The sequence below is a fragment of the Rhizobium sp. CC1099 genome (assembly GCF_029714385.1).
Lineage (GTDB): Bacteria > Pseudomonadota > Alphaproteobacteria > Rhizobiales > Rhizobiaceae > Rhizobium.
In genome coordinates this window covers 3,413,494-3,436,303 of the sequence record NZ_CP121641.1, presented here as the reverse complement: position 1 = coordinate 3,436,303, position 22,810 = coordinate 3,413,494, and the positions used below count along the sequence as shown (strand labels likewise).

Annotated in this window: 20 protein-coding genes; 14 read left to right on the top strand and 6 right to left on the bottom strand. The window is 59.4% G+C overall.

All coding sequences use genetic code 11. The annotated features are described in order from the left end of the window. The first annotated feature begins 42 nt into the window (after positions 1 to 42). The 5 genes from QA644_RS17165 to QA644_RS17145 all read left to right on the top strand — a co-directional run bounded on the left by QA644_RS17165 (position 43) and on the right by QA644_RS17145 (position 6,609). Positions 43 to 1,125 (top strand): 4-oxalomesaconate tautomerase, encoded by a 1,083-nt coding sequence (locus QA644_RS17165; protein WP_283069696.1) that lies wholly within the window; start codon positions 43 to 45, stop codon positions 1,123 to 1,125. 47 nt (positions 1,126 to 1,172) lie between these two features. Beyond that, the gene (locus QA644_RS17160) at positions 1,173 to 2,174 is read left to right on the top strand and encodes an ABC transporter substrate-binding protein (RefSeq protein ID WP_220372576.1); all 1,002 of its coding nucleotides are present in this window, start codon (positions 1,173 to 1,175) and stop codon (positions 2,172 to 2,174) included. 75 nt (positions 2,175 to 2,249) lie between these two features. Then, positions 2,250 to 3,020, top strand: a complete 771-nt coding sequence (locus QA644_RS17155; protein ID WP_165435002.1) for an ABC transporter ATP-binding protein — start codon at positions 2,250 to 2,252, stop codon at positions 3,018 to 3,020. Next, on the top strand, positions 3,004 to 3,780 hold the full coding sequence (locus QA644_RS17150) for an ABC transporter permease (RefSeq protein ID WP_220372578.1): 777 nt from the start codon (positions 3,004 to 3,006) through the stop codon (positions 3,778 to 3,780). Before QA644_RS17155 ends, QA644_RS17150 begins: the two co-directional genes overlap by 17 nt. 273 nt (positions 3,781 to 4,053) lie before the next feature. Continuing rightward, positions 4,054 to 6,609, top strand: coding sequence for a DEAD/DEAH box helicase (locus tag QA644_RS17145; protein WP_283069693.1), 2,556 nt, complete (start codon positions 4,054 to 4,056; stop codon positions 6,607 to 6,609). A 555-nt stretch (positions 6,610 to 7,164) separates the two neighbouring features. On the opposite strand, the gene QA644_RS17140 is transcribed toward QA644_RS17145, so the two are convergent. Together QA644_RS17140 and QA644_RS17135 are read right to left on the bottom strand one after the other, a co-directional pair. Beyond that, the gene (locus QA644_RS17140) at positions 7,165 to 7,440 is read right to left on the bottom strand and encodes a hypothetical protein (RefSeq protein WP_283072458.1); all 276 of its coding nucleotides are present in this window, start codon (positions 7,438 to 7,440) and stop codon (positions 7,165 to 7,167) included. Positions 7,441 to 7,519: 79 nt separating this feature from the next. Then, entirely contained in the window at positions 7,520 to 8,017 is a 498-nt protein-coding gene (locus QA644_RS17135) for a hypothetical protein (protein ID WP_283069692.1), read from the bottom strand. A gap of 67 nt (positions 8,018 to 8,084) precedes the next feature. Between QA644_RS17135 and QA644_RS17130 the strand changes: the two genes are divergently transcribed. Together QA644_RS17130 and QA644_RS17125 are read left to right on the top strand one after the other, a co-directional pair. Beyond that, positions 8,085 to 8,474, top strand: a complete 390-nt coding sequence (locus tag QA644_RS17130; protein ID WP_283069690.1) for a PIN domain-containing protein — start codon at positions 8,085 to 8,087, stop codon at positions 8,472 to 8,474. Next, positions 8,471 to 8,725 carry a toxin-antitoxin system HicB family antitoxin gene (locus QA644_RS17125; RefSeq protein WP_194728289.1) on the top strand — a complete coding sequence of 85 codons (255 nt, stop codon included), beginning with the start codon at positions 8,471 to 8,473 and terminating at the stop codon, positions 8,723 to 8,725. Before QA644_RS17130 ends, QA644_RS17125 begins: the two co-directional genes overlap by 4 nt. On the opposite strand, the gene QA644_RS35180 is transcribed toward QA644_RS17125, so the two are convergent. Continuing rightward, entirely contained in the window at positions 8,631 to 8,957 is a 327-nt protein-coding gene (locus QA644_RS35180; RefSeq protein WP_349254104.1) for a recombinase family protein, read from the bottom strand. The genes QA644_RS17125 and QA644_RS35180 overlap by 95 nt on opposite strands. 255 nt (positions 8,958 to 9,212) lie before the next feature. On the opposite strand from QA644_RS35180, the gene QA644_RS17115 reads away from it, so the two are divergent. After that, entirely contained in the window at positions 9,213 to 10,664 is a 1,452-nt protein-coding gene (locus tag QA644_RS17115) for a DUF6880 family protein (RefSeq protein WP_283069689.1), read from the top strand. 593 nt (positions 10,665 to 11,257) lie between these two features. Here the strand turns inward: QA644_RS17115 and QA644_RS17110 are convergent. After that, positions 11,258 to 12,256, bottom strand: a complete 999-nt coding sequence (locus QA644_RS17110; RefSeq protein WP_283072409.1) for a LacI family DNA-binding transcriptional regulator — start codon at positions 12,254 to 12,256, stop codon at positions 11,258 to 11,260. Between the two features lie 228 nt (positions 12,257 to 12,484). On the opposite strand from QA644_RS17110, the gene QA644_RS17105 reads away from it, so the two are divergent. The 5 genes from QA644_RS17105 to QA644_RS17085 all read left to right on the top strand — a co-directional run bounded on the left by QA644_RS17105 (position 12,485) and on the right by QA644_RS17085 (position 17,894). Continuing rightward, positions 12,485 to 13,801, top strand: coding sequence for an MFS transporter (locus tag QA644_RS17105; RefSeq protein WP_283069687.1), 1,317 nt, complete (start codon positions 12,485 to 12,487; stop codon positions 13,799 to 13,801). 86 nt (positions 13,802 to 13,887) lie between these two features. Next, positions 13,888 to 14,823: an L-threonate dehydrogenase gene (gene ltnD, locus QA644_RS17100; RefSeq protein WP_074069792.1), complete on the top strand. Its 936-nt coding sequence runs from the start codon at positions 13,888 to 13,890 to the stop codon at positions 14,821 to 14,823. A gap of 11 nt (positions 14,824 to 14,834) precedes the next feature. Continuing rightward, positions 14,835 to 15,611, top strand: a complete 777-nt coding sequence (otnI, locus tag QA644_RS17095) for a 2-oxo-tetronate isomerase (protein WP_283069686.1) — start codon at positions 14,835 to 14,837, stop codon at positions 15,609 to 15,611. Between the two features lie 3 nt (positions 15,612 to 15,614). Next, positions 15,615 to 16,895, top strand: a complete 1,281-nt coding sequence (gene otnK / locus QA644_RS17090) for a 3-oxo-tetronate kinase (RefSeq protein WP_283069684.1) — start codon at positions 15,615 to 15,617, stop codon at positions 16,893 to 16,895. Positions 16,896 to 17,564: 669 nt separating this feature from the next. Continuing rightward, on the top strand, positions 17,565 to 17,894 hold the full coding sequence (locus tag QA644_RS17085) for a hypothetical protein (RefSeq protein WP_283069681.1): 330 nt from the start codon (positions 17,565 to 17,567) through the stop codon (positions 17,892 to 17,894). Between the two features lie 54 nt (positions 17,895 to 17,948). Here QA644_RS17085 and QA644_RS17080 read toward each other — a convergent pair whose 3' ends face one another. Next, positions 17,949 to 18,584: a response regulator transcription factor gene (locus QA644_RS17080; protein WP_074070446.1), complete on the bottom strand. Its 636-nt coding sequence runs from the start codon at positions 18,582 to 18,584 to the stop codon at positions 17,949 to 17,951. A 441-nt stretch (positions 18,585 to 19,025) separates the two neighbouring features. Here QA644_RS17080 and QA644_RS17075 point away from each other — a divergent pair, with 441 nt between their 5' ends. Beyond that, positions 19,026 to 19,418, top strand: coding sequence for a response regulator (locus QA644_RS17075; RefSeq protein ID WP_283069680.1), 393 nt, complete (start codon positions 19,026 to 19,028; stop codon positions 19,416 to 19,418). Between the two features lie 67 nt (positions 19,419 to 19,485). Here QA644_RS17075 and QA644_RS17070 read toward each other — a convergent pair whose 3' ends face one another. Beyond that, on the bottom strand, positions 19,486 to 22,530 hold the full coding sequence (locus QA644_RS17070) for a PAS domain S-box protein (RefSeq protein WP_283069679.1): 3,045 nt from the start codon (positions 22,528 to 22,530) through the stop codon (positions 19,486 to 19,488). Positions 22,531 to 22,810: the final 280 nt, after the last annotated feature.

Sequence of the window (22,810 nt, the reverse complement as noted above, 5' to 3'; positions counted from 1 at the left end):
AGCTGATTGATATTTAAATCACATCAGTATGCGGACACAACCATGAACGACCTGATTTCCATTCCCTGTGTTCTGATGCGAGGCGGCACCTCCAAAGGACCGTTCTTTCTCGCATCCGATCTTCCATCGGATTCGCGTCAACGCGATCAGATCCTGCTTTCGGTCATGGGGTCTGGTCATCCTCTGCAGATTGACGGTATCGGCGGCGGCAACCCCGTCACCAGCAAGGTTGCCATCGTCGGCCCGGCAACCGTGTCCGATGCCGATGTGGATTATCTGTTCGCCCAGGTCCGCATCGATCAGCGGTTCGTGGATACCTCACCTAACTGTGGAAATATGCTGGCGGCCGTCGGGCCGTTCGCGATCGAGGCCGGCCTGGTCAAGGCGGCGACGGGCGTAACCCGCGTGCGCATTCACAACGTCAATACCGGTAAACTCATCGAAGCGGAGGTTCCGACCCCTGATGGCCGCGTCGCCTATATGGGAGATGCCTCGATCGACGGCGTGCCCGGCAATGCTGCGCCGATCGCGCTGACCTTCATGGATGCTGCCGGGGCACGCACCGGCAAGCTTTTTCCCACCGGCAACCCGCGAGACAGGATTGACGGCATCGACGTCACCTGCATCGATTGCGCGATGCCGATGATGCTGCTCGAGGCCGCCGCGCTCGGTGTGACGGGCAATGAATCGGCTGCCGAGCTCAATGCCAACGGGGCAATGCTGTATCGTCTCGAAACGCTACGGCTTGAGGCAGGCCGGCGCATGGGCATGGGTGATGTCAGTAACCAGGTGACGCCAAAGCCGGTGCTGATCTCCAGGCCCAACAACGGCGGCGATCTCGGCGTACGCTATTTCATGCCGCACCAGTGCCACCCTTCTCTCGCAACGACCGGTGCGGTCGGCATCGCCACAGCCTGCATTAGCGACGGAACCGTCGCCTCGCAACTGATCGGCGACCGCAAGCCGCCGGTCGTCCTCGTTCTGGAACATCCAAGCGGTCGTTTGGAAGTAAAACTGGATACCCGCGACGGCAAGACAGTTGCCGGAATCCTGCGGACGGCCCGACGCCTCTTCGAGGGCCGGGTCTTTGCAAAACCTATCGTGCAAATGGTTTGCGCGGCATAATCGAAAGTGGTTGCCGGGAGGGCGCCACGCATCAGGGAGGAATACACATGCGTAAACTCATACTCGCCCTTGCGGCAACGGTCGCCTTCGCCGGTTCGGCTTTTGCGGAACCCGTCCGCATCAGCGTCGGGTCCTACAACCTCAACAACCTGCCCTTCCCGGTCGCAGCTGGCCTAGGTCTCTACGAGAAGGAAGGTCTTGAGGTGACCGTCGAAAACTTCGCATCTGGCGGCTCCAAGACGCTGCAGGCGCTTGTTGCCGGCTCCACGGATATCGCTGTCGGCTTCTACGACCATACGATCCAGATGCAGTCGCAGAACAAGGCGGTCGTCGGCTTTGTCCAGCTTGCGCGCAATTCTGGCCTGGTTCTGGCCGGCGGGAAAAACTCATCCTTCGATCCGACCAAACCGGAAACGATCAAGGGCGCGAAGATCGGCATCACCGCACCGGGATCATCTTCCGACTTCTTCGTGCGCTACTACCTGCAGCGCAACAATCTTTCGGCCGACGACATCTCGCTGATCGGCGTCGGTTCCGGCGCGGCCGCAGTCGCGGCGCTCGAGCAAGGGAAAGTCGATCTTCTGGTCAACTACGATCCCGCGGCGACCTTTATCGAGGCCAAGGGTGTCGGCAAGATTTTGATCGACGCCCGCAGCGACGAGGGTGCCAAGGAGATCTATGGCGGAATTTATCCGACCTCTGTCCTCTATGCGACGCAGGCCTATATCGATGAAAACCCGGAAACCATCCAGAAGGTCACGAACGCGACGGTCAAGGCACTGGCATGGATGAACACACATAGCGCTGAAGAGATCGTCGAAAAACTGCCGAAAGAATTCATCTCCGGCGACCGGGACACCTATGTGAAGGCCGTCCAGAATGCCAAACCGATTTTCTCGGTGGACGGCAAATTCAGCGAGACCGACACGCAGACGCCGTTGGCCGTTCTCAAGAGCTTCAACGAAAAGGTTGCTGCCGCAACAATCGATCTTTCCAAAACCTACACGAACGCTTTCGTGGACAAGGTAACGGATAAGACCACCAACTGATCCTAGGAGGAGGCCATGTCTTTGGCTGTCGTAAACCCCATGCCTATCCCGACGGGACAGCAAAACGCAAAGTCGATGGTATCGATCGACGCCGTGACAATGTCGTTTGGTTCCTATGTCGCGGTGCAGGACGTCAACCTGGCGGTTGCCGATGGCGAGTTTCTCGCCATCGTCGGCCCGACCGGTTGCGGCAAGAGCACCATTTTGAACGCGATCGCAGGTCTTCTGAAACCCGCGAGCGGAACGGTGACGATCGACGGCACGCCGGTAAAGGGCGTCCAGAACGACATCGGCTATCTCTTCCAACAGGACGCGCTGCTCCCGTGGAAGACATCCATTGAGAATGTCGAGCTCGGACTGATGTTCAGGGGTGTTGCAGCCACTGAGCGCCGCGAGCGTTCGATGAGCTGGCTTGCCAAGGTCGGGCTGAAGGGCTTCGAACACCGCTATCCGCATCAACTATCCGGCGGCCAGCGGAAACGTGTCCAGATGGCGCAAGCCCTCATTGCCGGTCCCAAAGTGATCCTGATGGACGAGCCCTTCTCCGCGCTCGACATCCACACGCGGCACCTCATGCAGAATGAGTTGCTGCGCCTTTGGCAGGAAGAACGTCGCGCCGTGGTCATGATCACGCACGACCTTGAAGAGGCAATCGCGCTGGGAGACCGCGTCGCCATTCTGGCCGCCGGCCCTCGTTCGAGAGTCATCGAAAGTTTCCCGGTGGATCTCGAGCGGCCACGGGATGTGGCTGAGATCAAACTCGATCCACGCTTTATGGATTTGTATCGCAATATCTGGGCTTCCCTGCGCGGCGAAGTGGAGAAAAGCTATGAACGTCGTGACTGAACGCATTATCCAGCTCGGTATGCTGGTTTTTATCCTCGGCGGCTGGCAGCTCGGCGTGACCGCCGGCTTCATCGATGTCTTCTTCTTTCCAGCCCCGCTAGATATCTTCAACCAAATCGTCAGCTGGATTGTCGACCCCGGCTTCTATCGTCATGTGTCAATCACACTGACGGAGACTGTGCTGGGTTATATCATCGGTACCGGATTGGGCGTCGCGGCAGGCGTTTGGCTCGGTCTCAGCCGCAGCGCGGCGCGGATCCTGGACCCCTTCATCAAGGGTCTGAACGCCATTCCGCGCGTCGTGCTTGCACCGATTTTCGTGCTTTGGCTCGGACTCGGCCTATGGTCGAAGGTGGCGCTTGCCGTAACGCTTGTTTTCTTCATCACCTTCTTCAACGCCATGCAGGGCGTCCGCGAAGTCAATCCGGTGGTTCTCGCAAACGCAAGAATCCTCGGAGCCAAACGTTCCGATCTGTTGCGGCACGTCTATTTTCCGGCGGCGGCAAGCTGGATCCTGTCCTCCCTTCGCACGTCTGTCGGCTTCGCAGTGGTCGGCGCCATCATCGGCGAATATCTCGGCTCCTCTGCAGGGCTCGGTTATCTGATCGCGCAAGCGGAAGGTAACTTCGACGCGGTCGGCGTGTTTGCCGGCATCATCATCCTGGCCATGTTCGTACTCATCATCGACCGAATTCTCGATGTTCTGGAAGGCCGACTCATCAAGTGGAGACCGAACGCCGCGGAAGAAAGAGCGGCGTAGCTAACCGATTCAAGTATCATGTGGTTGGTATGGGGTGCCGCCGTCGGCACCCCGCTCTTTTTCGGCCTTGAGTTCGAACGCGTAACCAGCCCCCAGCGGATTGATCAATCAAAGTGCTAAAATCGCAGGCGTTTTCGTGACCGCGATGTTTTACGATGGGGAGCACTTTTTGGATACACGGTAAGCTTGGACAATTAAGCGAGGCTATCTGTCCGCCCTCAGGGCGTCGTCGGCCAACATGCAGACGCCTGGGGCAAGGACGCGTCGAGAAAGGTGCCTTCACCGGATGGAAGCTTCGACATTCGCGAGCAACTCCAAAGCCAGTTCGATCGAAGCCTCACAGCTTGTCTTCGCGCTGAACTCATCGACATGCACTCACTTGTCTCGCTTCTAAGCGACGTGTCGGAGCGGATGATCCGAAACAGCATATGGACCGTGACCCGTGCAGTAAATAGCAGGGTCTCGAGGTTCGTCCGCAACCGTGTGTCGCGGGCACAAGAAAAGCCCATCTTCGAGATGTTACCGCCGCAGCGTATAACTTTGCGCGACAACGGTTTGCTTGGATCCGGTCACCGTGCTGTCGTCGTGAGCCTTCCAACATCCAGCGGGAAGACATTCATCGCCCAGTTCCGAATGCTGCAGGCGTTGAACCAATTCGACGCAGACAGAGGATGGGTCGCCTACATTGCACCCACGCGCGCTCTTGTGAACCAGGTCTGCGCTCGTCTGCGGCGAGACTTTGCGCCGCTCGGAATTGTCGTCGAACGTCTGAGCCCGGCACTTGAGATTGACGGGGTTGAAGCCCAGTTACTCTCGGAGACGGAAGACGCCAACGCGTTCCGAGTTATCGTGACGACGCCGGAGAAGCTTGACATGCTTCTACGCGGTGGGTGGGAAGCGAAGATCGGTCGGCCGCTTACCCTCGTAGTTGTGGACGAGGCTCACAACCTTTCGGGAGATGAGCGAGGGCTCCGGCTTGAACTTCTTCTCGCAACAATCAATCGCGAATGCCGGCAGTCGCAGTTTCTATTGCTTACGCCCTTTATCCACAATGCTGGCGAGGTAGCGAAGTGGCTTGCTCCCGACAGCAACGCTGACATCACGGTGGAGTTCGAGTGGCGCCCGAACGACCGGGCAATCGCGGTCGCGATGCCGGAAAAGACGGATAAGCCCGGTGATTTCCGACTGAAGCTCACTACCGTCCACACAAATAAGGATACGATCAAGATCGAGGACGAGATCGAGCTTTCTCTCGGACGTCCCCTCGGTCTCAAATGGTCAAACGTCAGCGGAAACCTGTCCAATGTTGCGGCTGCCACCGCAGTCTCACTTAATCATCGAGGACCTGTTATCGTCGTCGCAGGCAAGGTTGCCGATACGTGGTCGATCGCGAAGACGCTTCACGACGATCCCGAACTGGGTTCCCGTGCCGCGAAGCGAGAGGAGTTGCTCGGCGCCAGGGGCTTCGAGGACATTGAGTTCGTCACCGACTTCGTCAAACGCGAGTTTGGCGAAGACTTCGCATTGGCCTCACTGCTCGGACGCAGAATTGGCGTGCATCACTCCGGACTATCGGATGAAGCGAAACTCCTCATGGAGTGGCTGGTGGAGCGCGAGCACATCGACACGCTCGTCGCAACAACGACCATTGCTCAAGGCGTCAACTTCCCAGTAACCGGGGTCGTCCTGGCCACGCATCAGTACCCTTATGGCAAGACAATGCCGCCAGAAGATTTCTGGAACCTGGCAGGGCGGGCGGGTCGAGCTGATCAGGCCGGAACTGGGATCATCGCGCTCGCCGCAACCGACGCCGAGAGGTCTGAGATCCTGCAGACCTTTGTGAAACGTAATGTTTCGGTTCTCGATTCCGTCCTGTTCGAGATGGTGCGAAAGATGACGAAGTCGGGGCGTCCAATCGAGTTGCACACCCTCTACCATATGAAGGAATGGTCGACATTTCTCCAGTACCTTGCGCATTCGTACAAGCAAATCGGAAACCACGCGCGCTTCGCATCGCAGGTGGAGCAGATCCTCCGAGGAAGTTTGAGCTATCAAAAGCTGCGCCAGGAGGATGCCTCATCGGCAAACGCGCTGGTTGAGGCCGTGAACCAATATGCCAATGTCATTCAAGGCAAGCCGCTGTCGCTCGTGGATAGCACCGGCTTCTCTTGGGAAAGCGTGAGTCGCGCACTGGCGGAGACTGGGAAGTCCGGAATTTCAGGAAGTTCGTGGAGCCCGGATACTCTCTTCGCATCTGGTAACGGCGTGCTCGCGGACGCATTCGGCATCCTTTTCAAGATCCCGGAGATTCGCGAGGAGCTGAAGGACGCCACGGGTGGCAAGGGTCCCGACGGAACATTCCTGGCAGATGTCGTAAAAGACTGGGTCGGAGGCGCGTCCCTTCCCCAGCTCGCCCGAGACTACTTCATAGCCGATGGTCAGTCGATGACAGAAGCATTGTCAACGACCTGTCGGGCGGTTTACGGGAAGCTGACGCTTGCTGGATCTTGGGGTGTTTCTGCCTTGCAGAGCCTTACCGCGGGCGAGGAGATTGAGAAGATGTCGCCGGAAAAATCTTATCGGAATCTTCCCTCACGCATTTTTTACGGAGTGAACTCCGATGAAGCGATTGATCTCCGCCTCTTGGGTGTTCCACGTAGCGCGGCGGAGCCGCTGGTAGCCCACTTCAAGGAACGCAGGATTCCGAATGACATTCGATCTTTGCGTGGCGCGCTTGCAAACATGACCGACCAGCAATGGGCGACTGCAATGGGCGGCGGTGCGGCGACGTACAAACGCGCCTGGCGTGTCTTGGAGGGGCTTGAGTAGCTCGCAGTCTTTGAAGTTTTCTACCCGTTGTCGGCAAAGAGCACTGTCGCACCAGATGTCGTATAATGTCGTAGAGGTGGTCGATGAAGGGCGGTTGTCTGCCAAACTTGCCCGAAACCGACAGTCTCCTTCCGGCCCCATTTCGGACGGCGAGATTACTGTGCATAATGGCGCTTCTGGCGTAAACGGAAATTGTCAATGCTGGGCCGACTTGAGGCTGAGAATTACAAGTCTCCATGCCATCAGGCCCCCGCAACCAATGATCCCTGCGATCCCAACAAGCCCCCTCCGTGGGGCTTGTTGCGTTTCTGGGTTTCAGAAACCGCAGCCACCCATCAGTTCCGTATCCCTACGGGCAGGGCCGCCTTGTTTCATCGAGGAATTGAGGTTGTTTTCGTGAGGCTGGCGTTTTCGCCGCGCGATCTATAGCCGGAGCCAAGAGATCGCCTTCTGAAAGCCGCGACTTGCTGGACAGGCACATTCCGCTGCAGTTTGCTGCTTCCCCAGTTAGGACCGTGCCAAAACTAAAAGCTACGACCGCGGCGAGAAGTCTGATCACACCACCCCTCCGACAGTGATTGCCTCATCGTCACCGTATACGACGCTGATGATACTTCCATAGGTTAGATTGTCGGAATTGTTGACGATCGCCTCCAAGAGCTCCAGGTCTTCGCCAAGCATTTCGGCGACATGGTTGATGGTGAAGACATGGGTTATCGTGGCCATCAGGCGGCTTCGGCGCCGGTCACGGCGACAGGTTCCCAGTTCCCAGGGCAGTAGTTCGTCGAGGCGGTTGATCTTATGATCATGGATGCGGTCGAGCTCAATCATCACTTCAGCTCCGGCTTTGCTTGTTGTGGCGAGCGTCGCCACGCAGAACATGGCAATGACCCCACAGGAAACGACAAGCTCAGTGACTTCGATGAACCTCACGCTGACTACAGCGACGGCTGCCGCGTATAAGAACGGGGCGGTGAACTGTTAACGACAAGATGAGGAAGCTAATTTGGTGCAGTTCAATTTTCCTACGCAACAGGTCCTCGTTTTTGGACGCGGCAAGATCCAGCGCGATTGGCTTGATGACGGTAGACCCCACGACGATCAGCGAGAAGCTAAGACCGAGGCAAAAGATCCATTCCAAATGTAGACCGTATGTGTTGCCGCTGCCGCCGCTACCACTGCTCCGACACTTTTCAAATGCCTGCTTGGCCGCGCCAGGGATTTCATAAGGAGGAGTTCGCAAGCGACCGATAGGGGCCGCCCCAATAAGGTAATATACTGCAACGTCATCGATATTCAGGTTGAAATTGGTAGGCAGATGGCGCGCGAGAACTTTGCAGTCCGCATTGCCGCCAACGATAATCGGACAGAAGCGCGGCGGATGACGATGTATAACGGGAACCATCATGCAAAACATTGACATCCTATGAGATGTCTATAAATTGCCTGTCATGCAACTTGTTCTGGATACCAATGTGATCGTGGCGGCGTTTCGCAGCCGCAATGGAGCGAGCAACTTGCTTCTGCGTTTCGCTGATCAAGGACTGGTGACACCACTTTGTTCGACAGCGCTGTTTCTGGAGTATGAGGCTGTGCTGAGTCGACTGGGAACCCGGCAGGCGACTGGCCACAGCCTTGTCGCTTCGGTGATGAGCGCGCTTGCCGCCATTTCTGAGGGCGTCGATATTTCGTTTCGAACGCGCCCGATGCTGGCCGATGTCGCAGATGAAATGGTGCTTGAGGCTGCCTTGAACGGACAGGCCGAGGCCATCGTGACGCATAATGTCAAGGATTTCCGCCCGGCGCTCGGGCTGGGCGTCACCGTGATAACACCGGGAGAGATCGTCAGGAGACTGAACACATGACGCAGGCCCAACGCTACAAATATCCGCTGCAACTGCCGCAGTCGCTCAAGGAGACGGCGGCACGTCTCGCCATGGAGGACGGCGTGTCGCTCAATCAGTGGATCGTTTCGGCGGTCGCGCAGAAGATCGGGGCCGTGGAGACGGCGAGCGAATTCCTCAAGGCGCGTGCAGGCACGATGAAGCGTGGTGCTCTGACAAGCTTGCTGGACAAAGCGCCGGATGTGCCGCCGCTGCCGGAGGACACCATTTGATACGATGAGCTACCGGAATGAGTCTGCGCGTTTGAACAGGCCCGGCAATATCCTCCTGGTCGCTCGACAGCCGGTCCATTGCCTCGGCGAGGATCAGGTCGAAGCGGCTGCGTGTGGAGTCTGCGATCAGCGCCTGGATACCAGGACGGAGAAGGGAGGCGCCGGAGATCGCGTGATCGGTATATTCCTCGATAACGCGCCAGCCCTGCTTCTCGGCATGAAGCCGGCACATGCGAAGTTGGGAATATCGGCGGTGTTCGGAGTAGCCAGGCGTGCAACAGAAGGGGTGTTGCGCGACATCGGTGGCGATAGCATAGCGAAATAGCCTGCGAAATGCGCGAGCGGTTCGCTTGCGGATATACAGCGTCAACGTGCCGAGAAAGCCATGCCGAAAATGATCCGGTTTCCATTCTCGCTTGCTCCGACAGCGTACCATCTGGCAGAAGACGACTGACATTGATGTCCGATTTGCCGGAACCCATCTCCCATGGCGCGTAAATCTGCAATTTCCATCGATACGCTAACAGAGCTTGGAGCCGAAAAGCTTGCACGGCTGGTGCTGGATGAGGCTGAACGCGACGCCTCGTTCCGCAAACTGGTGTCGGCCGCGCTTGCCGCCCGGAAGGGTCCGGAGGCGATTGCGAAACTCGTGGATCGCAGGCTCGGTGGGCTGGAAAGGGCGCGGGGCTTCATCGACTGGGACAAGGCGCGAACTTTTCGCGACGACCTGGCGGCGACGGTTGTAACCATCTCGGGCGAACTGGGTGAAGCGTCACCCGCCATGGCCATCGACCGACTGTTACGGTTCATCGCCACGCACGAACGGGTGTTTGAGCGGATCGACGATTCCTACGGCCATGTGCAGGACGTCTATCATCAGGCGATCGCGGAGCTCGGCCAATTGACACCGAAGCTGGAAGAAGAGATCGGTCTGCTGCCGGAGAGAATCGTGGAGGCGCTGGGTGACAGCAGCCACGGCTATCTGGTCGATGTGGCGCATGAGGTGGTAGACCATCTGCCGAAGGAGGTCTTGCGCAAGTGGGATGCCGATCTGGCAGTCCTTCAACAGGAGCAGGAAGCGAAGGATGCGAAATCGAAAGACTGCTATGTCTTCTCGAACGCCTCGCAATACCGGGATATAAGGCAACTCATTGCTCACGTGCTTGGCGATCTGGACGGGTTGATCGCGCTTGAGGAAAAGAAGCATCCGAACTTGCAGGATACGATCGGCATGGCGGAACGCCTGCTGGAGGCGGGCAGGGCGCAAGAAGCGTTCGGGTGGGTTCGACGTGAGAAAACCGGTGGACTGAAATATGTGTCGGCGTCCGACCTGGCAGACGGCATGATGCCGCAAGAGGCGACCTCATCGGAGCGGGTGAGCCTTGAGGCGAGGATACTGGAAGCGATTGACGAAAAGGATGCGGCCCAAACGCTGCGATGGTCGGCGTTCGAGACATCGCTGAATGCCGGTACGTTGCGGGAATATATCGCCGCCCTGCCGGACTTCGAGGAGTTCTCGGCGCTCGACCGGGCTTTCGCCCTTGTTCTCGCGTCGAAACATATCTATCGGGCGCTGGCGTTTCTGGTGGAGTGGCCGAGGCTCGACCTCGCCGCGAAACTGGTGATCGAACGCCGAAATGAATGGGATGGAGGACAGTATTACATGCTACCGCCGGTGGCCGACGCCCTGCAGCACGATCACCCTCTGGCCGCCGTCGTCCTCTATCGCGCGCTTCTCAACGATATTCTCTCTCGCGCTCGCTCGAAGGCCTATCCACATGCGGCGCGTTATCTAAAGAAACTGGATGCGCTTGCCGCCAGTTCAGACGCCGAGGCCACTACCGTCAGCGGGATATCTTCCCATGCTTATTATAGTGCCGGTCTGCAAAAGTCCCATGGTCGAAAATCCGGCTTCTGGGCGCTCGTGAAACGAAACTGAAGTTCTCATTGCTCCTGTTCACAAGACTGCATTTCAACAGGAGTTATCCTTGCGTCCGGCCGCTTCGCCATGGCCGAAGGCGGACTTGGCTTACAGCTTGTGCCGTGAAGAAAGGAGCCCATTCGCGAGGGTGAGCACTAAAAGGCGCGCGGCTATCGCTGGTCGATCGCTCAGACGGCGGCCCGCAATCCTGGTACGTGGAATTGCCGGAAAGAAGCCCGGCGCGGAACTCCATTTCTCGACCTACACCATGTCTAAAGTGCCAGCTTCGGTATGCGGCGCTCGGCCAATCGCAGGAATCGTTGGTTGTGAGCCCCCGCAACCAAAGCTTACGACAAATTCAATGGGCTTCGAGGAAACTCGGAGCCCTTTTTGCGTTCGGAATTCCCTCAAGCAAAAGCTAGCATAAAAAGCATAAATCCCCGGTCAGCGATGCATACACCCATACACCCCGTCTAGCGATCGCAGGTCAGCGGTTTATCCGTGACTAAGCGATTCCAGGAATTAGATCAGGTTGTGAAGTTCTATGTCTGCTACCGTGTCTAGTCATAGGCCAGAAGCACCGACGTATATTTTGCCCGCCAGACGTCAAGTCAGGCGGTTGCCCCTTCGATCAGCTCAAATCCGAGATCGACGACCTGGGATGGCGCATTATTGACGACAAGCTGTGCGGCCACCTTTCCGGTCTCAACGCGCGGGGTGCGGATGGTCGAGAGCGGTTGCGGCGTTGCCCGGCCGATATCGAGACCGTTATAGCCGAAAATGGCAAGCTGCGAGGGGATCGATATTCCCCTTGCGAGACAATGAAAATAACCACCAAGCGCCATGTCGTCGTTCGAAAAATACACCGCATCGAGATCTGCGGTCCGGGCGAGCAAGCGTTCCAGCCCCAGTCTGCCGTTCTCCACGGATGATCCCCCCGCGAGAATTTCGCGATCGGCGAGGGTCGCATCGCTAGCGGCGAGCGCTTCGCAGAAGCCGGAAAACCGCTTGCCGGCGCGGGTATCGCGGTTCAGGTCGTGACCGACATAGCCGATGTGGCGATAGCCCCGCTTTAGCAGGAAAGCAGCACTTTCCCGTCCGGCAGCACGGTTGGAAAAACCGACCGCCATGTCGAGAGCATCACCGTCCAGATCGAGCAGTTCCACGATCCGGCAACCGCTCGCGCGCAATCTCTTTACGGTGCCGTCAGTGTGCTCGTATCCCGCCACCATGACTGCCGCCGGCCGCCAGGCGAGCATCGCGGCGGTCAGGGCTTCCTCCTTCTCCCGATCATAGTCGCTGACGGAGAAAACCGCCTGGTATCGGTTTTCCTCCAGAATGGTGCTGGCGCCTCTCAGGACGTCGGGGAAGACGATGTTTGAAAGCGATGGGACGACGAAGGCAACAAGACGCGAACCGGTGGAGGCGAGAGTTCCCGCGATCCGGTTCGGTACATAACCCAGCCGCTCGACCGCTGCCATGACCCGGTCCCGCGTCTTGTCGGAAAAGGAACCGTGGTTGCGCAGCACGCGTGATACAGTGCTCTCGCCGACCCCGGCCGCTTCTGCGACCTCGGCAAGCGTCACTGTAGCCTGATGTTTGAATTCCACGGTCATGCTTGAATCCAACCCTGGCGGCTACCTCAGTGGCGGGCGAGTAGAATCCACCGTGCCACCATTTTTCACCGCTTTCACCAAGAAGCAAGTTCCTTTTTGGCAGCGCTGCCAATTTCCCTATTGGCAGCGCTGCCAAAATGGTCTAAATAAAATGGCAGCGCTGCCAACATCCCGGCCGGCGTACCGCGGAAGGAGATTTGCGGTAAACCCTTGGAGGAAATCATGACGCTGCAAACGCAGGCGCCAGTCGATGGCGTGTATCCCGCACAGGCGGTGGAGGATCGTGCATATGGCAAGGTATTCTGGCGAATCGTCCCTTTTTTGATGCTGTGCTACGTGGTCGCGTATCTCGACCGCGTCAATGTCGGCTTCGCGAAGCTCCAGATGGCGAGTGAACTCGGCCTGTCGGAAGCGGCCTATGGCATCGGCGCAGGCATTTTCTTCATCGGGTATTTTCTGTTTGAAGTGCCCAGCAACGTCATCATGAACAAGGTTGGCGCGCGGGTGTGGATGGCCCGTATCATGGTCACCTGGGGCCTCGTTTCCGCCGCTTTCATGTTCACCTCGTCGGAAACCGTCTTCTATATCCTGCGTTTCCTTCTGGGCGTTGCCGAGGCGGGATTTTTTCCCGGCATAATCTTGTACCTGACGTCCTGGTATCCGGCGCACCGCCGCGCCAAGATCATTACCACGTTCATGTCCGCGATCCCGATATCCGCCATCTTCGGTAATCCGCTTTCGGGCCTGCTGATGGACAGCTTCCACGGAACGCACGGTCTTTCCGGCTGGCAATGGATGTTCCTCATCGAAGCCATTCCGGCCATCCTTTTCGGCGTCGCCACGTACTTCTACCTCGATGATACGATCCGTGCCGCCAAATGGCTGGACGAAGATGAAAAGGCGGTGCTGACGGCCAATATCGAAGCGGAGAACCGAGCCAAGGTCTCGAGCCCCCACAGCATTGCCGGAACACTGACGGACCGCCGCGTCTGGTTGATGTGCCTTATCTACTTCTGCTTCGTGCTCGGGCAGTACGGACTGAACTTCTGGATGCCGTCCATTGTGAAGGCCTCGGGCGTAACCGGAAATTTGAATATCGGCCTGATTTCCGCAATCCCCTACATCTGCGCTTTCGTTGTCATGCTGGCGCTCGGACGCTCCTCCGACAGGTTGCGGGAACGGCGGTGGCACCTCGTCATTCCCGCCCTCATTGCGGCCGGCGGTTTTGTCGCAGCAACGACGGCTGCAAGCACGACAGTCGCCATTGCCTGCCTCTCGCTCGCCACCGCAGGCGCCATCAGTTGCGCACCCCTCTTCTGGTCCCTTCCGACGGCGTTTCTCGTCGGTACGGGTGCGGCCGCCGGCATTGCCTGGATCAATTCGGTCGGAAACCTCGCCGGATTTCTCGGGCCGTTTCTGGTGGGTTATCTGAAGGACCTCACCGGCAGCAACAGCACGGGCATGTATTTCCTGGCTGCAGCGCTCGTCGTCGGCTCGCTGGCCGTGCTGGCGGTTCCCGGAAAAACCGTCAATCGCTAAACCTTCCAAGCTGCCGCCCTCCGGAGATCTACGGCTCGAAGGGGGGCGGGCCCCGCTAGATTTTCAAAAACCTGGAGAATATCGTCATGGCATCGCATGCTGAAAATCTGGGACAGACGGTCGCTGCCGTGATCGGCCTCGGCTCCATGGGGGCCGGCATGGCCCGGTCGATGAAGCGCGCGGGCCTCGACGTCGTCGGCTATGACATCGCTCCTGCCGCCATCGATCGCTTCGTCGCGGATGGCGGGCGTGGCGCGGCCACGCCCGCCGACGCGGTTCGGGGCGCTGACATCATCGTTTCAGTCGTCGTAAACGGCGCGCAGACCGCGGCCCTATTGTTTGGTGCGGAAGGTGTCGCAAGCCTAATGAAACCAGGAGCCGTATTCATTTCTTCGGCGACAATGGATCCTGCCGTCGCGCGAGACCTGGCACACCAGGTGGAAGCCATCGGCCTACACTACCTCGACGCGCCAATTTCCGGCGGCGCGGCAAAAGCGTCGAGCGGCGAGCTGACGATCATGGCGTCCGGCTCCAGGCTTGCCTTCGAAGCGGCTCGCCCGGCCCTCGATGCCATGGCCGCCAAGGTCTATGAACTTGGCGATGCGGCTGGCACAGGGGCAGCCTTCAAGATGATCAACCAACTCCTTGCCGGCGTGCACATCGCAGCTGCGTGCGAAGCGATCGCCTTCGCTGCCAAGCAAGGCCTCGATCTCGATAAGGTCTACGAGGTGATCACGGCGTCGGCCGGCAATTCGTGGATGTTCGAAAACCGGATCCCGCATGTGCTGGCGGGAGATTATACGCCGCTCAGCGCCATCGAGATTTTCGTCAAGGATCTCGGCATCGTTCAAGACATGGCGCGTTCGGAGCGTTATCCGGTACCGTTGGTGGCGGCCGCCTTGCAGATGTACCTTGCCGCTTCAGGCGCCGGTATGGGCCGTGACGACGATTCCTCGCTCGCCCGGCTCTATGCCCAGCTCTCAGGTGCGAAATTGCCTGGCACAGTCAAAGAGTCGCGATAAAGGAGGTAGGTATGCCCATTTTCGCGGCCAACCTGACGATGATGTTTAACGAATGGTCGTTCCTCGATCGCTTCAATGCTGCAGCGGATGCCGGATTTGCCGCCGTCGAATATCTTTTTCCCTATGAAGCCCCGCCGGAAGCGATCGCCGAACGGCTAACCCGCAACAACCTGCGGCAGGCACTGTTCAATCTGCCGCCGGGTGATTGGATAGCGGGCGAGCGTGGTATCGCAGCTCTTCCTGGGCGGTTCAACGAATTGAAGTCTGACGTGGAACAGGCACTGGACTATGCGGCGGCGACCGGCGCAAAGCGGCTGCATCTGATGGCAGGGCTTGTCGAGCCCTCTGATACAGAGGCCGCAACCTGCTATCGGCATTCCGTGGCCTACACTGCGGCGCGGCTCGGAGAGAACGGTATCGATCTGTTGATTGAGCCCATCAACGGACGAAACATGCCGGGATATTTCCTCAATGATTTCGGTGCCGCTGAGCGGTTCATCACCGACCTCGGCCTGCCCAATCTAAAGCTTCAGTTCGACGTCTATCACCGCCAGATCCTGCATGGCGACGTGGTCATGGGGTTGCGCCGGCTGCTGCCGATGACCGGCCATATCCAGGTTGCTAGCGTGCCGTCGCGCAATGAGCCGGACGGGGAGGAGCTAAACTATCCCTATTTGTTCGAGGAAATTGACCGGCTTGGTTACGGCGGCTTTGTAGGCTGCGAATATATCCCCCGGGGCCAGACGCTGGACGGCCTCGACTGGTTCAGACCTTTTGCAAGGAGCTAGCGGATGACCATCCTGCTCGGATCGATCGCCGACGATTACACCGGCGCGTCAGACCTTGCCAACACGCTAACGAAGAACGGTCTTCGCACCGTGCAGACCGTCGGCATTCCCGACCCGTCGCTGGTGCTGCCGGATGTCGACGCAGTCGTCGTTTCCATGAAAATTCGCTCCGTCGCGGCCGCTGACGCCGTGGCTGCGGCGACGGAGGCCGAACGATGGCTGTGCAAGCGCGGGGCGGCCCATGTGCTTTACAAGGTTTGCTCGACCTTCGATTCGACCGATGCCGGCAATATCGGTCCGGTGACGGAGGCGCTGAACAATGCTGCCGGCGGCGGCACGGTGCTGGTTACGCCCGCCTTTCCGGAAACTGGACGCACCGTCTATCTCGGTCACCTCTTTGTCGGCGGGCGACCGCTGAACGAAAGCCCGCTAAAGGATCACCCCCTCAATCCAATGCATGATGCCAATTTGGTGCGCGTCATGGCCCGGCAGTCGCGCGGTGCGGTCGATATCGTCGATCTGGCAACGGTCTCGGCCGGAGCCGGTGCGGTAAAGGCGCGGCTTGAGGCTCTGCGCGCCGCGGGCGCGACCGCCGCGATCGCGGATGCTATCTTCGAACACGATCTTGAAACGCTCGGCGAGGTGGCGCTCCAGACACCGGTGTCTACCGGCGCATCGGGCCTCGGTCTTGGTCTCGCCCGCGCCCTTACGCGCTCAGGCCGGGTATCCTCCACGACCGCAGCAACTGCTGACGCCATGCGCCCCGTGGGCGGGCTTGCCGCGATCGTTGCCGGCAGCTGCTCCAGCGCAACGCTCCGGCAGCTAGACGTCGCCGAACGGTCGTTGCCCGTTCTGCGGCTCGATCCGGAAAAACTGCTTGCCGGCCCCGAGGAGATGTCCGCCGCGATTTCCTGGGCCGGAGAGCGCATTTCCGCCGGCCCCGTCGTCGTCGCAGCGAGCGCGTCGCCGGAAACCGTTTCCCGGCTGCAATCGCAATACGGACGGGACGCCTCGGGCCACGCGATCGAAACCGCGACGTCGATCATTGCCGAGGAACTTGTGACAAGAGGCGTGCGGCGCCTGGTGATCGCCGGCGGCGAAACCTCCGGCGCAGCGGTCGACAGGCTCGCCATTCCAGCATTTCTGATCGGCCTGGAAATCGCGCCTGGTGTACCGGTGCTGCGAACGGTCGGCAATAAGCAGGGTGACATGCTTCTGGCTCTGAAATCCGGAAACTTCGGAGGCGAGGATTTCTTCACGGCTGCGCTAGCAATGATGCACTGACTTGGTCATCGGGTCGAGGACTTCCATCGACGTCGGTTCTTGGGGGGTACTATCTAGTCCCGCGTAAAAGCGCACCTAAACCCTCGTATAAGTCATCCCTTCCTCGTTGGTATCTGATCCTTCCTCCTGATCAATAGGCAGGTCCGACAACGTGCTGCTATCGTCAGTGTACATTCTCCCCCGGGGCCGTTTCCCAAAGCGCCATGAATGGACGGGCGGCACATCGGGGAGGCGGAGCCGCCCGAAAAGACGGAAATGCTATTTCACAGCGGCTCAATCTTTCGAATGGGAAGCTTCGAAACCGAAGCTGGTTCAATTCACCATCGAGGTGCGGATCATGAGCAAGGCAGCGGCTATTTTCTTTGCAGTCGTGATCGCTGCTCCGGCAGTGGCGCATGATGCGACGCCAACGGCGGCACAGCCGCACGGATGGACATATCCGTTTTCGTGCTGCAGCGGGATGGATTGCCGCGAGATCCACGATCAAGGGGTCCTCGAAGGCCCCCGCGGATATGTCATCAAGCTCACTGGGGAGCTCATAACGCCACTGGATACTCGCATCAAGAACAGTCCGGACGGGCAGTTTCACCAATGCACGGTGGCCGGCGAGCCCACGGGTCGCACCATTTGCCTGTTCGTTCCTCCGCGCTCCTTTTAAGGATTGTCACCATGACACAAGACCTCAACCGCATCGAAATCGATCTGCAGCGCATGTCAGAAGGCTGGACGATAGCATCAGGTTATCCGATCCAGATGCCGCGAGACTATCCATTAGTGCCGAATTTGGACCCTGAAGCGCATTTGATGAGGTTTTCCGTCATGCCGCGCGAAACAATCGCGCCTCTCGGGGGGCAAGCTTTGCAATCCCGGACATCTGCATTTACCCTGTACGCGACTGGGACGCGGTTCGGTCTTTTGTGCTACTCGCTCGGGCTTGTCCGCCTTGTAGAGGACTTTGAGGAGCTTTGCCTTTCGCAGCATTCCGTGACGATACATTAAGGTCAAGCGGTGCCCTCCAAGGACTCTTTTGTCGGGAGGATTGGCCGGGCGGACCTAAGAGCCTTGCGGCTTTCCTGGCTCGAGCTTCAGCTTGTCCGCCATGAGGGCGAGTTCGGGCAAGGACTTGGCACGCATCTTCTGCATGACCTGGCTGCGATGAACCTTTACGGTAATTTCGCTCACGCCCAGATCGGCGGCGATCTGTTTATTTAGCCGACCAATCACCACCATAGCCATCACCTCGCGCTCCCGCGGGGTCAGGCTATCAAAACTCGCACGCAACTTCGCCAACGCTTTTTCATTCTCAATCCAAGCGCGGTCGCGCGCCAGGCCGACGTGAACGGCGTCGAGTAGATCCTGCTCGCGGAACGGTTTCGTCAGGAACTCAATCGCGCCCCCTTTCATCGCCTGGACGGACATGGGAATGTCGCCATGCCCGGTGATGAAGACGATCGGCAGCTGAATATTTCTCCGCGATAACTCTCGTTGAAATTCAAGACCGCTTTGTCCCGGCAGCCGCACATCCAGCACGAGGCAGGTCGGCCCGTTGGGTCGTCCAGACTTGAGGAAGTCGTCCACAGAGGCGAGGAGTTTCACGTCAAAACCGACGGATCGCAGCAGGCTGCCAAGCGCCTCGCGGATCGCCGGATCATCATCGATGACGATGGCGGTTGCTGGCACCTCCCTCATGTCAGCGCACCTCAGGGGGAGCCGGCTCTTGCGGACACGCGGTGTCTGCACCCGCTGCTGCGGCATCGGGGCGAGCCCAACCGACAGAGTGGCGATGCCGCAATGAGAACACTCCCCTCTCTCCTCAGCCGGTGCCGAACCGAAGCTTTCTCGCACATCAGAATGCGCCCTAATTCCCTCAGCCACAAGGCCAGTTATGATGGGATCGGGCTGCCGGCTAAGGCGTTGCACCTCCTGCCATCGCCCGCACGCCAAGCCGGCAGCCAGCTGGACCAAAAACTCATCCTGGCGAGATCGGCTCTTCGCGACGACAAGTCGTAAACAATCTATACCATCGTATAGCTCCCTATGCCTTTGTCGCCCCTGCAGGCTGATGTATCTTACAGCCGCGACCACACCTAGATTTCTGCAATAACGCCTATCGCGAATTTGGAGGCAGCAGTGCCAACGAAGAAGCCTCTAATTGCGATCGTCGATGATGACCAGTCGATGCGCGAGGCCACCAAGGGACTCATGAGGTCGCTGGGATTTGATGCCGAGGCTTTTTCATCCGCCGATGATTTCTTGAAATTCCCCCATCTAAACCGCACGGCCTGCCTGGTAACGGACATCCATATGCCCGGAATGAGTGGGCTTGATCTGCACCGCAGCCTCGTTGCGTTGGGCGAGAGCATTCCGACCGTTCTGATCACTGCCTATCCGAACGAGAATGTGCACGCGCGTGGGTTGGGTCCGGACATTGTCGGCTATCTGGCAAAGCCGTTTGGCGAGCAGGATCTGCTGAAGTGCATCCGTTCTGCGCTAGCGCGCCGTAGCGACGGCGACAATGATTGATGAGGGGCTGCAGACGCCAGGCTGCACGTCGAAGGTGATGCATGAGGTGTCGCCAGGACCCGCCACCTCACACTGCCGGCGTTAGGCCGGGGTGCTCGCCAGGAGCGCTCTCGTCCGGGGCTGAAGGCAGGGTGAATTGAAACACAGCTCCCCAAGGCTCATTCGGCCTGGCCCACAGCCGCCCCCCGTGCGCCTCGATGATCGACCGGCAGATGGCCAAGCCCATGCCCAGACCCTCTGCCTTCGTCGTGTAAAACGCCTCGAACACCCGCTCCATACTCTGCGGTTCCAATCCGACGCCGGTGTCCTGCACTTCGACCAGCACGGCCCCGGATGCGTCGAGTAGGGACCTGATCAGCAGCTTGCGTGGCCGGTCCGCGATCGTCTTCATCGCCTCGACGCCGTTCATCACCAGGTTTAGGATTACCTGCTGCAACTGCACCCGGTCGCCCGCAACGCGCGGGAGGTCGTTAGCCAACTCGGTCCGTAGCAGGATCCGATGGCGGCGTACCTCACCTTGGACGAGGGCTACCGAATCTTCGACGAGGCCGTTCAGGTCCACCTGCGCCGTGACAGTGGCTGTCTTCTTCAGGAGCGCGCGCACCCGGCCGATGACTTCGCCGGCCCGGTGCCCGTCACGGACGATGCGCGTCACCGTCTCCCGCGCCTCGTCGAGGTTGGGGGGCTGGCTGGCGAGCCAATGCAGGGCGGCGTTGGCGTTGGCGACCACGGCGGCGAGCGGCTGGTTAACCTCGTGGGCGATGGAGGAGGTCAGGGCGCCCATCGTCGTCACGCGCGCGACATGCGCGAGCTCGGCCTGCGCCTTCTGCAGGGCCTCCTCGGCCCGCTTGCGATCTTCAATGTCGACGAGAAACCCATACCATTTGAGAATGTTTCCGTGCTCATCGTGCAGCGGCACGGCATTTTCAAACCACCAGCGATATTCGCCGTCGGCCGCCCGACGGATCCGCACCTCAACCTCGAACGGGTGGCCCGTGGTCAAGGAGGCACGCCAACTGGACATATACTGCTCGAGGTCGTCGGGGTGAAATCGGGCTTCAGCGCCCCAGCTCGCTCTTGCCGTTGCGTCCAGGGACAAGCCTGTGAACTCCTGCCAACGCCGATTGATGAAATCGACACGGCCGTCGGGCAAGGCGGTCCACACCATCGCCGGAACTGTCTCGATGACCTCGCGAAGCTCTTCTTCACTCCGCCGGGCGGCCTCTTCGGCGCGCTTGCGCTCGGTGATGTCCTCGCACACGATCAGGATGACAGGTCGCTTCTTGATCACCATCGCTCGGGCCGTCTCGCGGACCCAGAGCATCGAGCCGTCCTTGCGTATCTTGCGCAGTTCCCAGCTCATGGCTCGGCCGAGATGTTCGAGACAGGCGGCCGCATGCCTCTGGACGGTTTCTCGGTCTGCCTCGTGAAAGATGTCCTGTACGGGTCGGTTGACCAGTTCGTCGACCGTGTACCCAAGCTGCTCCGCCCCAAAGGGATTCACAGACACGACGGTGCCACTCGCGTCCACCATGAAGTACATCGTCGGATTGTTCTCGAATACGGCTCTCCACTGCTCCTCGCTGTCCCGCAGCGCTTCTTCCACCCGCTTGCGCTCGGTAACGTCCTGGATCGTACCAAACATGCTGTGCGGCCGTCCCGACGCGTCCCTTGTTAGATCGCCCTGGCTGTGAACGATGCGCAGCTCGCCGCTGGGCCGGACGATGCGGTACTCCAAGTCGTAGCGAGATTCGCCACGCACGGCCTCTGCCGCGGCCTTGCTCCAGCTCGACTGATCCTCTGGATGGATCCGCTCAACCGCTTCGGCAAGACTGACCACCGTGTCTGCGCGCGGCGTCAGCCCAAAGATGCGGTATGTCTCGTCTGACCAGGTAAGACAGTCTGTGCCGAGGTCACGTTCCCAATAGCCGACATGGGCAACGTGTTGCGCTTCTGCGAAGTTGGCCTCGCTTCGACGCAGGCCCTCCAATGTCTCCTTGAGACGGAAGGTCATGAGAGCGAACGCCTGGGCAAGCAGGCCGACCTCATCGTTTCGACGAACCTTGGGCACGTCTCGCCATTCGCCGTTTGCAATCGCGTGCGCCGCCTGCGTCAAGGCAGTCAGCGGCCGCAACGTGCGACCGACCAGCCCTAGTCCGAGGACCCCGAAGACAGCGACGATGACCGTTCCGACGCCTATCGAGAGATAGGCCGCACGATATACAGGCATCAGGAAATCCGAAGCTGGCACCGCTGAGATGATGGTCCAGTTAAGTGCGCCGGGGACAGCGGCGCGATCGACCGCCGCATAGATCCTGCCGCCCTCGGGGTCACTGAAGGAAAACACGTGCGGTCCGGGTGACGAGGACCCGGCGATGCCAGGGTACCGACGAAGGTAGCGGGCGGTTTCGCGAACGATGGGATCGGTCGCCTCTGATGCCTGCAGGCGCAGGTGCCCGCCGTCGGCGCCGATGGTGACGGGTGATACTCCTCCCGACGCGCCAATCAAATGTCCGGTGGCATCGATGATGAAGGCCCTGCCGTTGTCGCCGATTTCGAGCGTCTGCAAGAACCTGGAAAGCTGAGTGAGGATGAGATCGATCCCGCACACCCCGACGAAGTTGCGGTTCTTGTTGAAGACCGGGACGGAGAGCGAGATGCCCAAGATCGGCTCGGCCACACCGAGATAGGGCTCGGTCCAGTATCGCTTGCCCGTCTCCTTGGCCTGCGCGTACCAAATCCGCCGGCGTGCATCGATCGCGCCTTCCGACTTCCGCAATCGGCCGATCCTGCCGCTTGGCAGTGCTTCGAACTCGCGCACGACGCCTGCGCGAAACTTATCGGTGATCAGAAACACGACGCTTGAATCTGCCAATCGCCCGACCGAAACCATCCCGCCGGCCTCGTTGCCGAAAAACATCCAGTCGACATCGGGTTCCTCGGCCAGCAATGCATGGAGCTCCTGTGCGACAGCATCTGGGTCGCCGGGCGATAGGTCGTGACGAACAAGACCATTGGCCAACCGGGAAACCGCTTTGTCGGCGCCGCGCACCAAATGACCGACGTCGCGATGCACAGCATGCGTCACCTCTCGGATCAGGCGCTCGGACATGATCGAGACGATGACGTTTCCCGTCCAGATCCATAGACCGGCCAGGACTAGACTTAAAACGAGAACGACGCCGGCGACGGCGAGGATTAAGTGATTCCGTAACATGATCGCCGAGTTCCCCAGACGGCCAGATGAATATTATGTGTTCCTTATATTGCTCCTATGGCTGGGCGCTCGCAATCCGGGTCTCGCTGATCTGGCCTGGCGCGGGCCGGGGATGGTTCAGGGTTGGCTCAAGGCGGGTCAGATCTATCCCGGCATGCCGGTTGAGACCTCCACG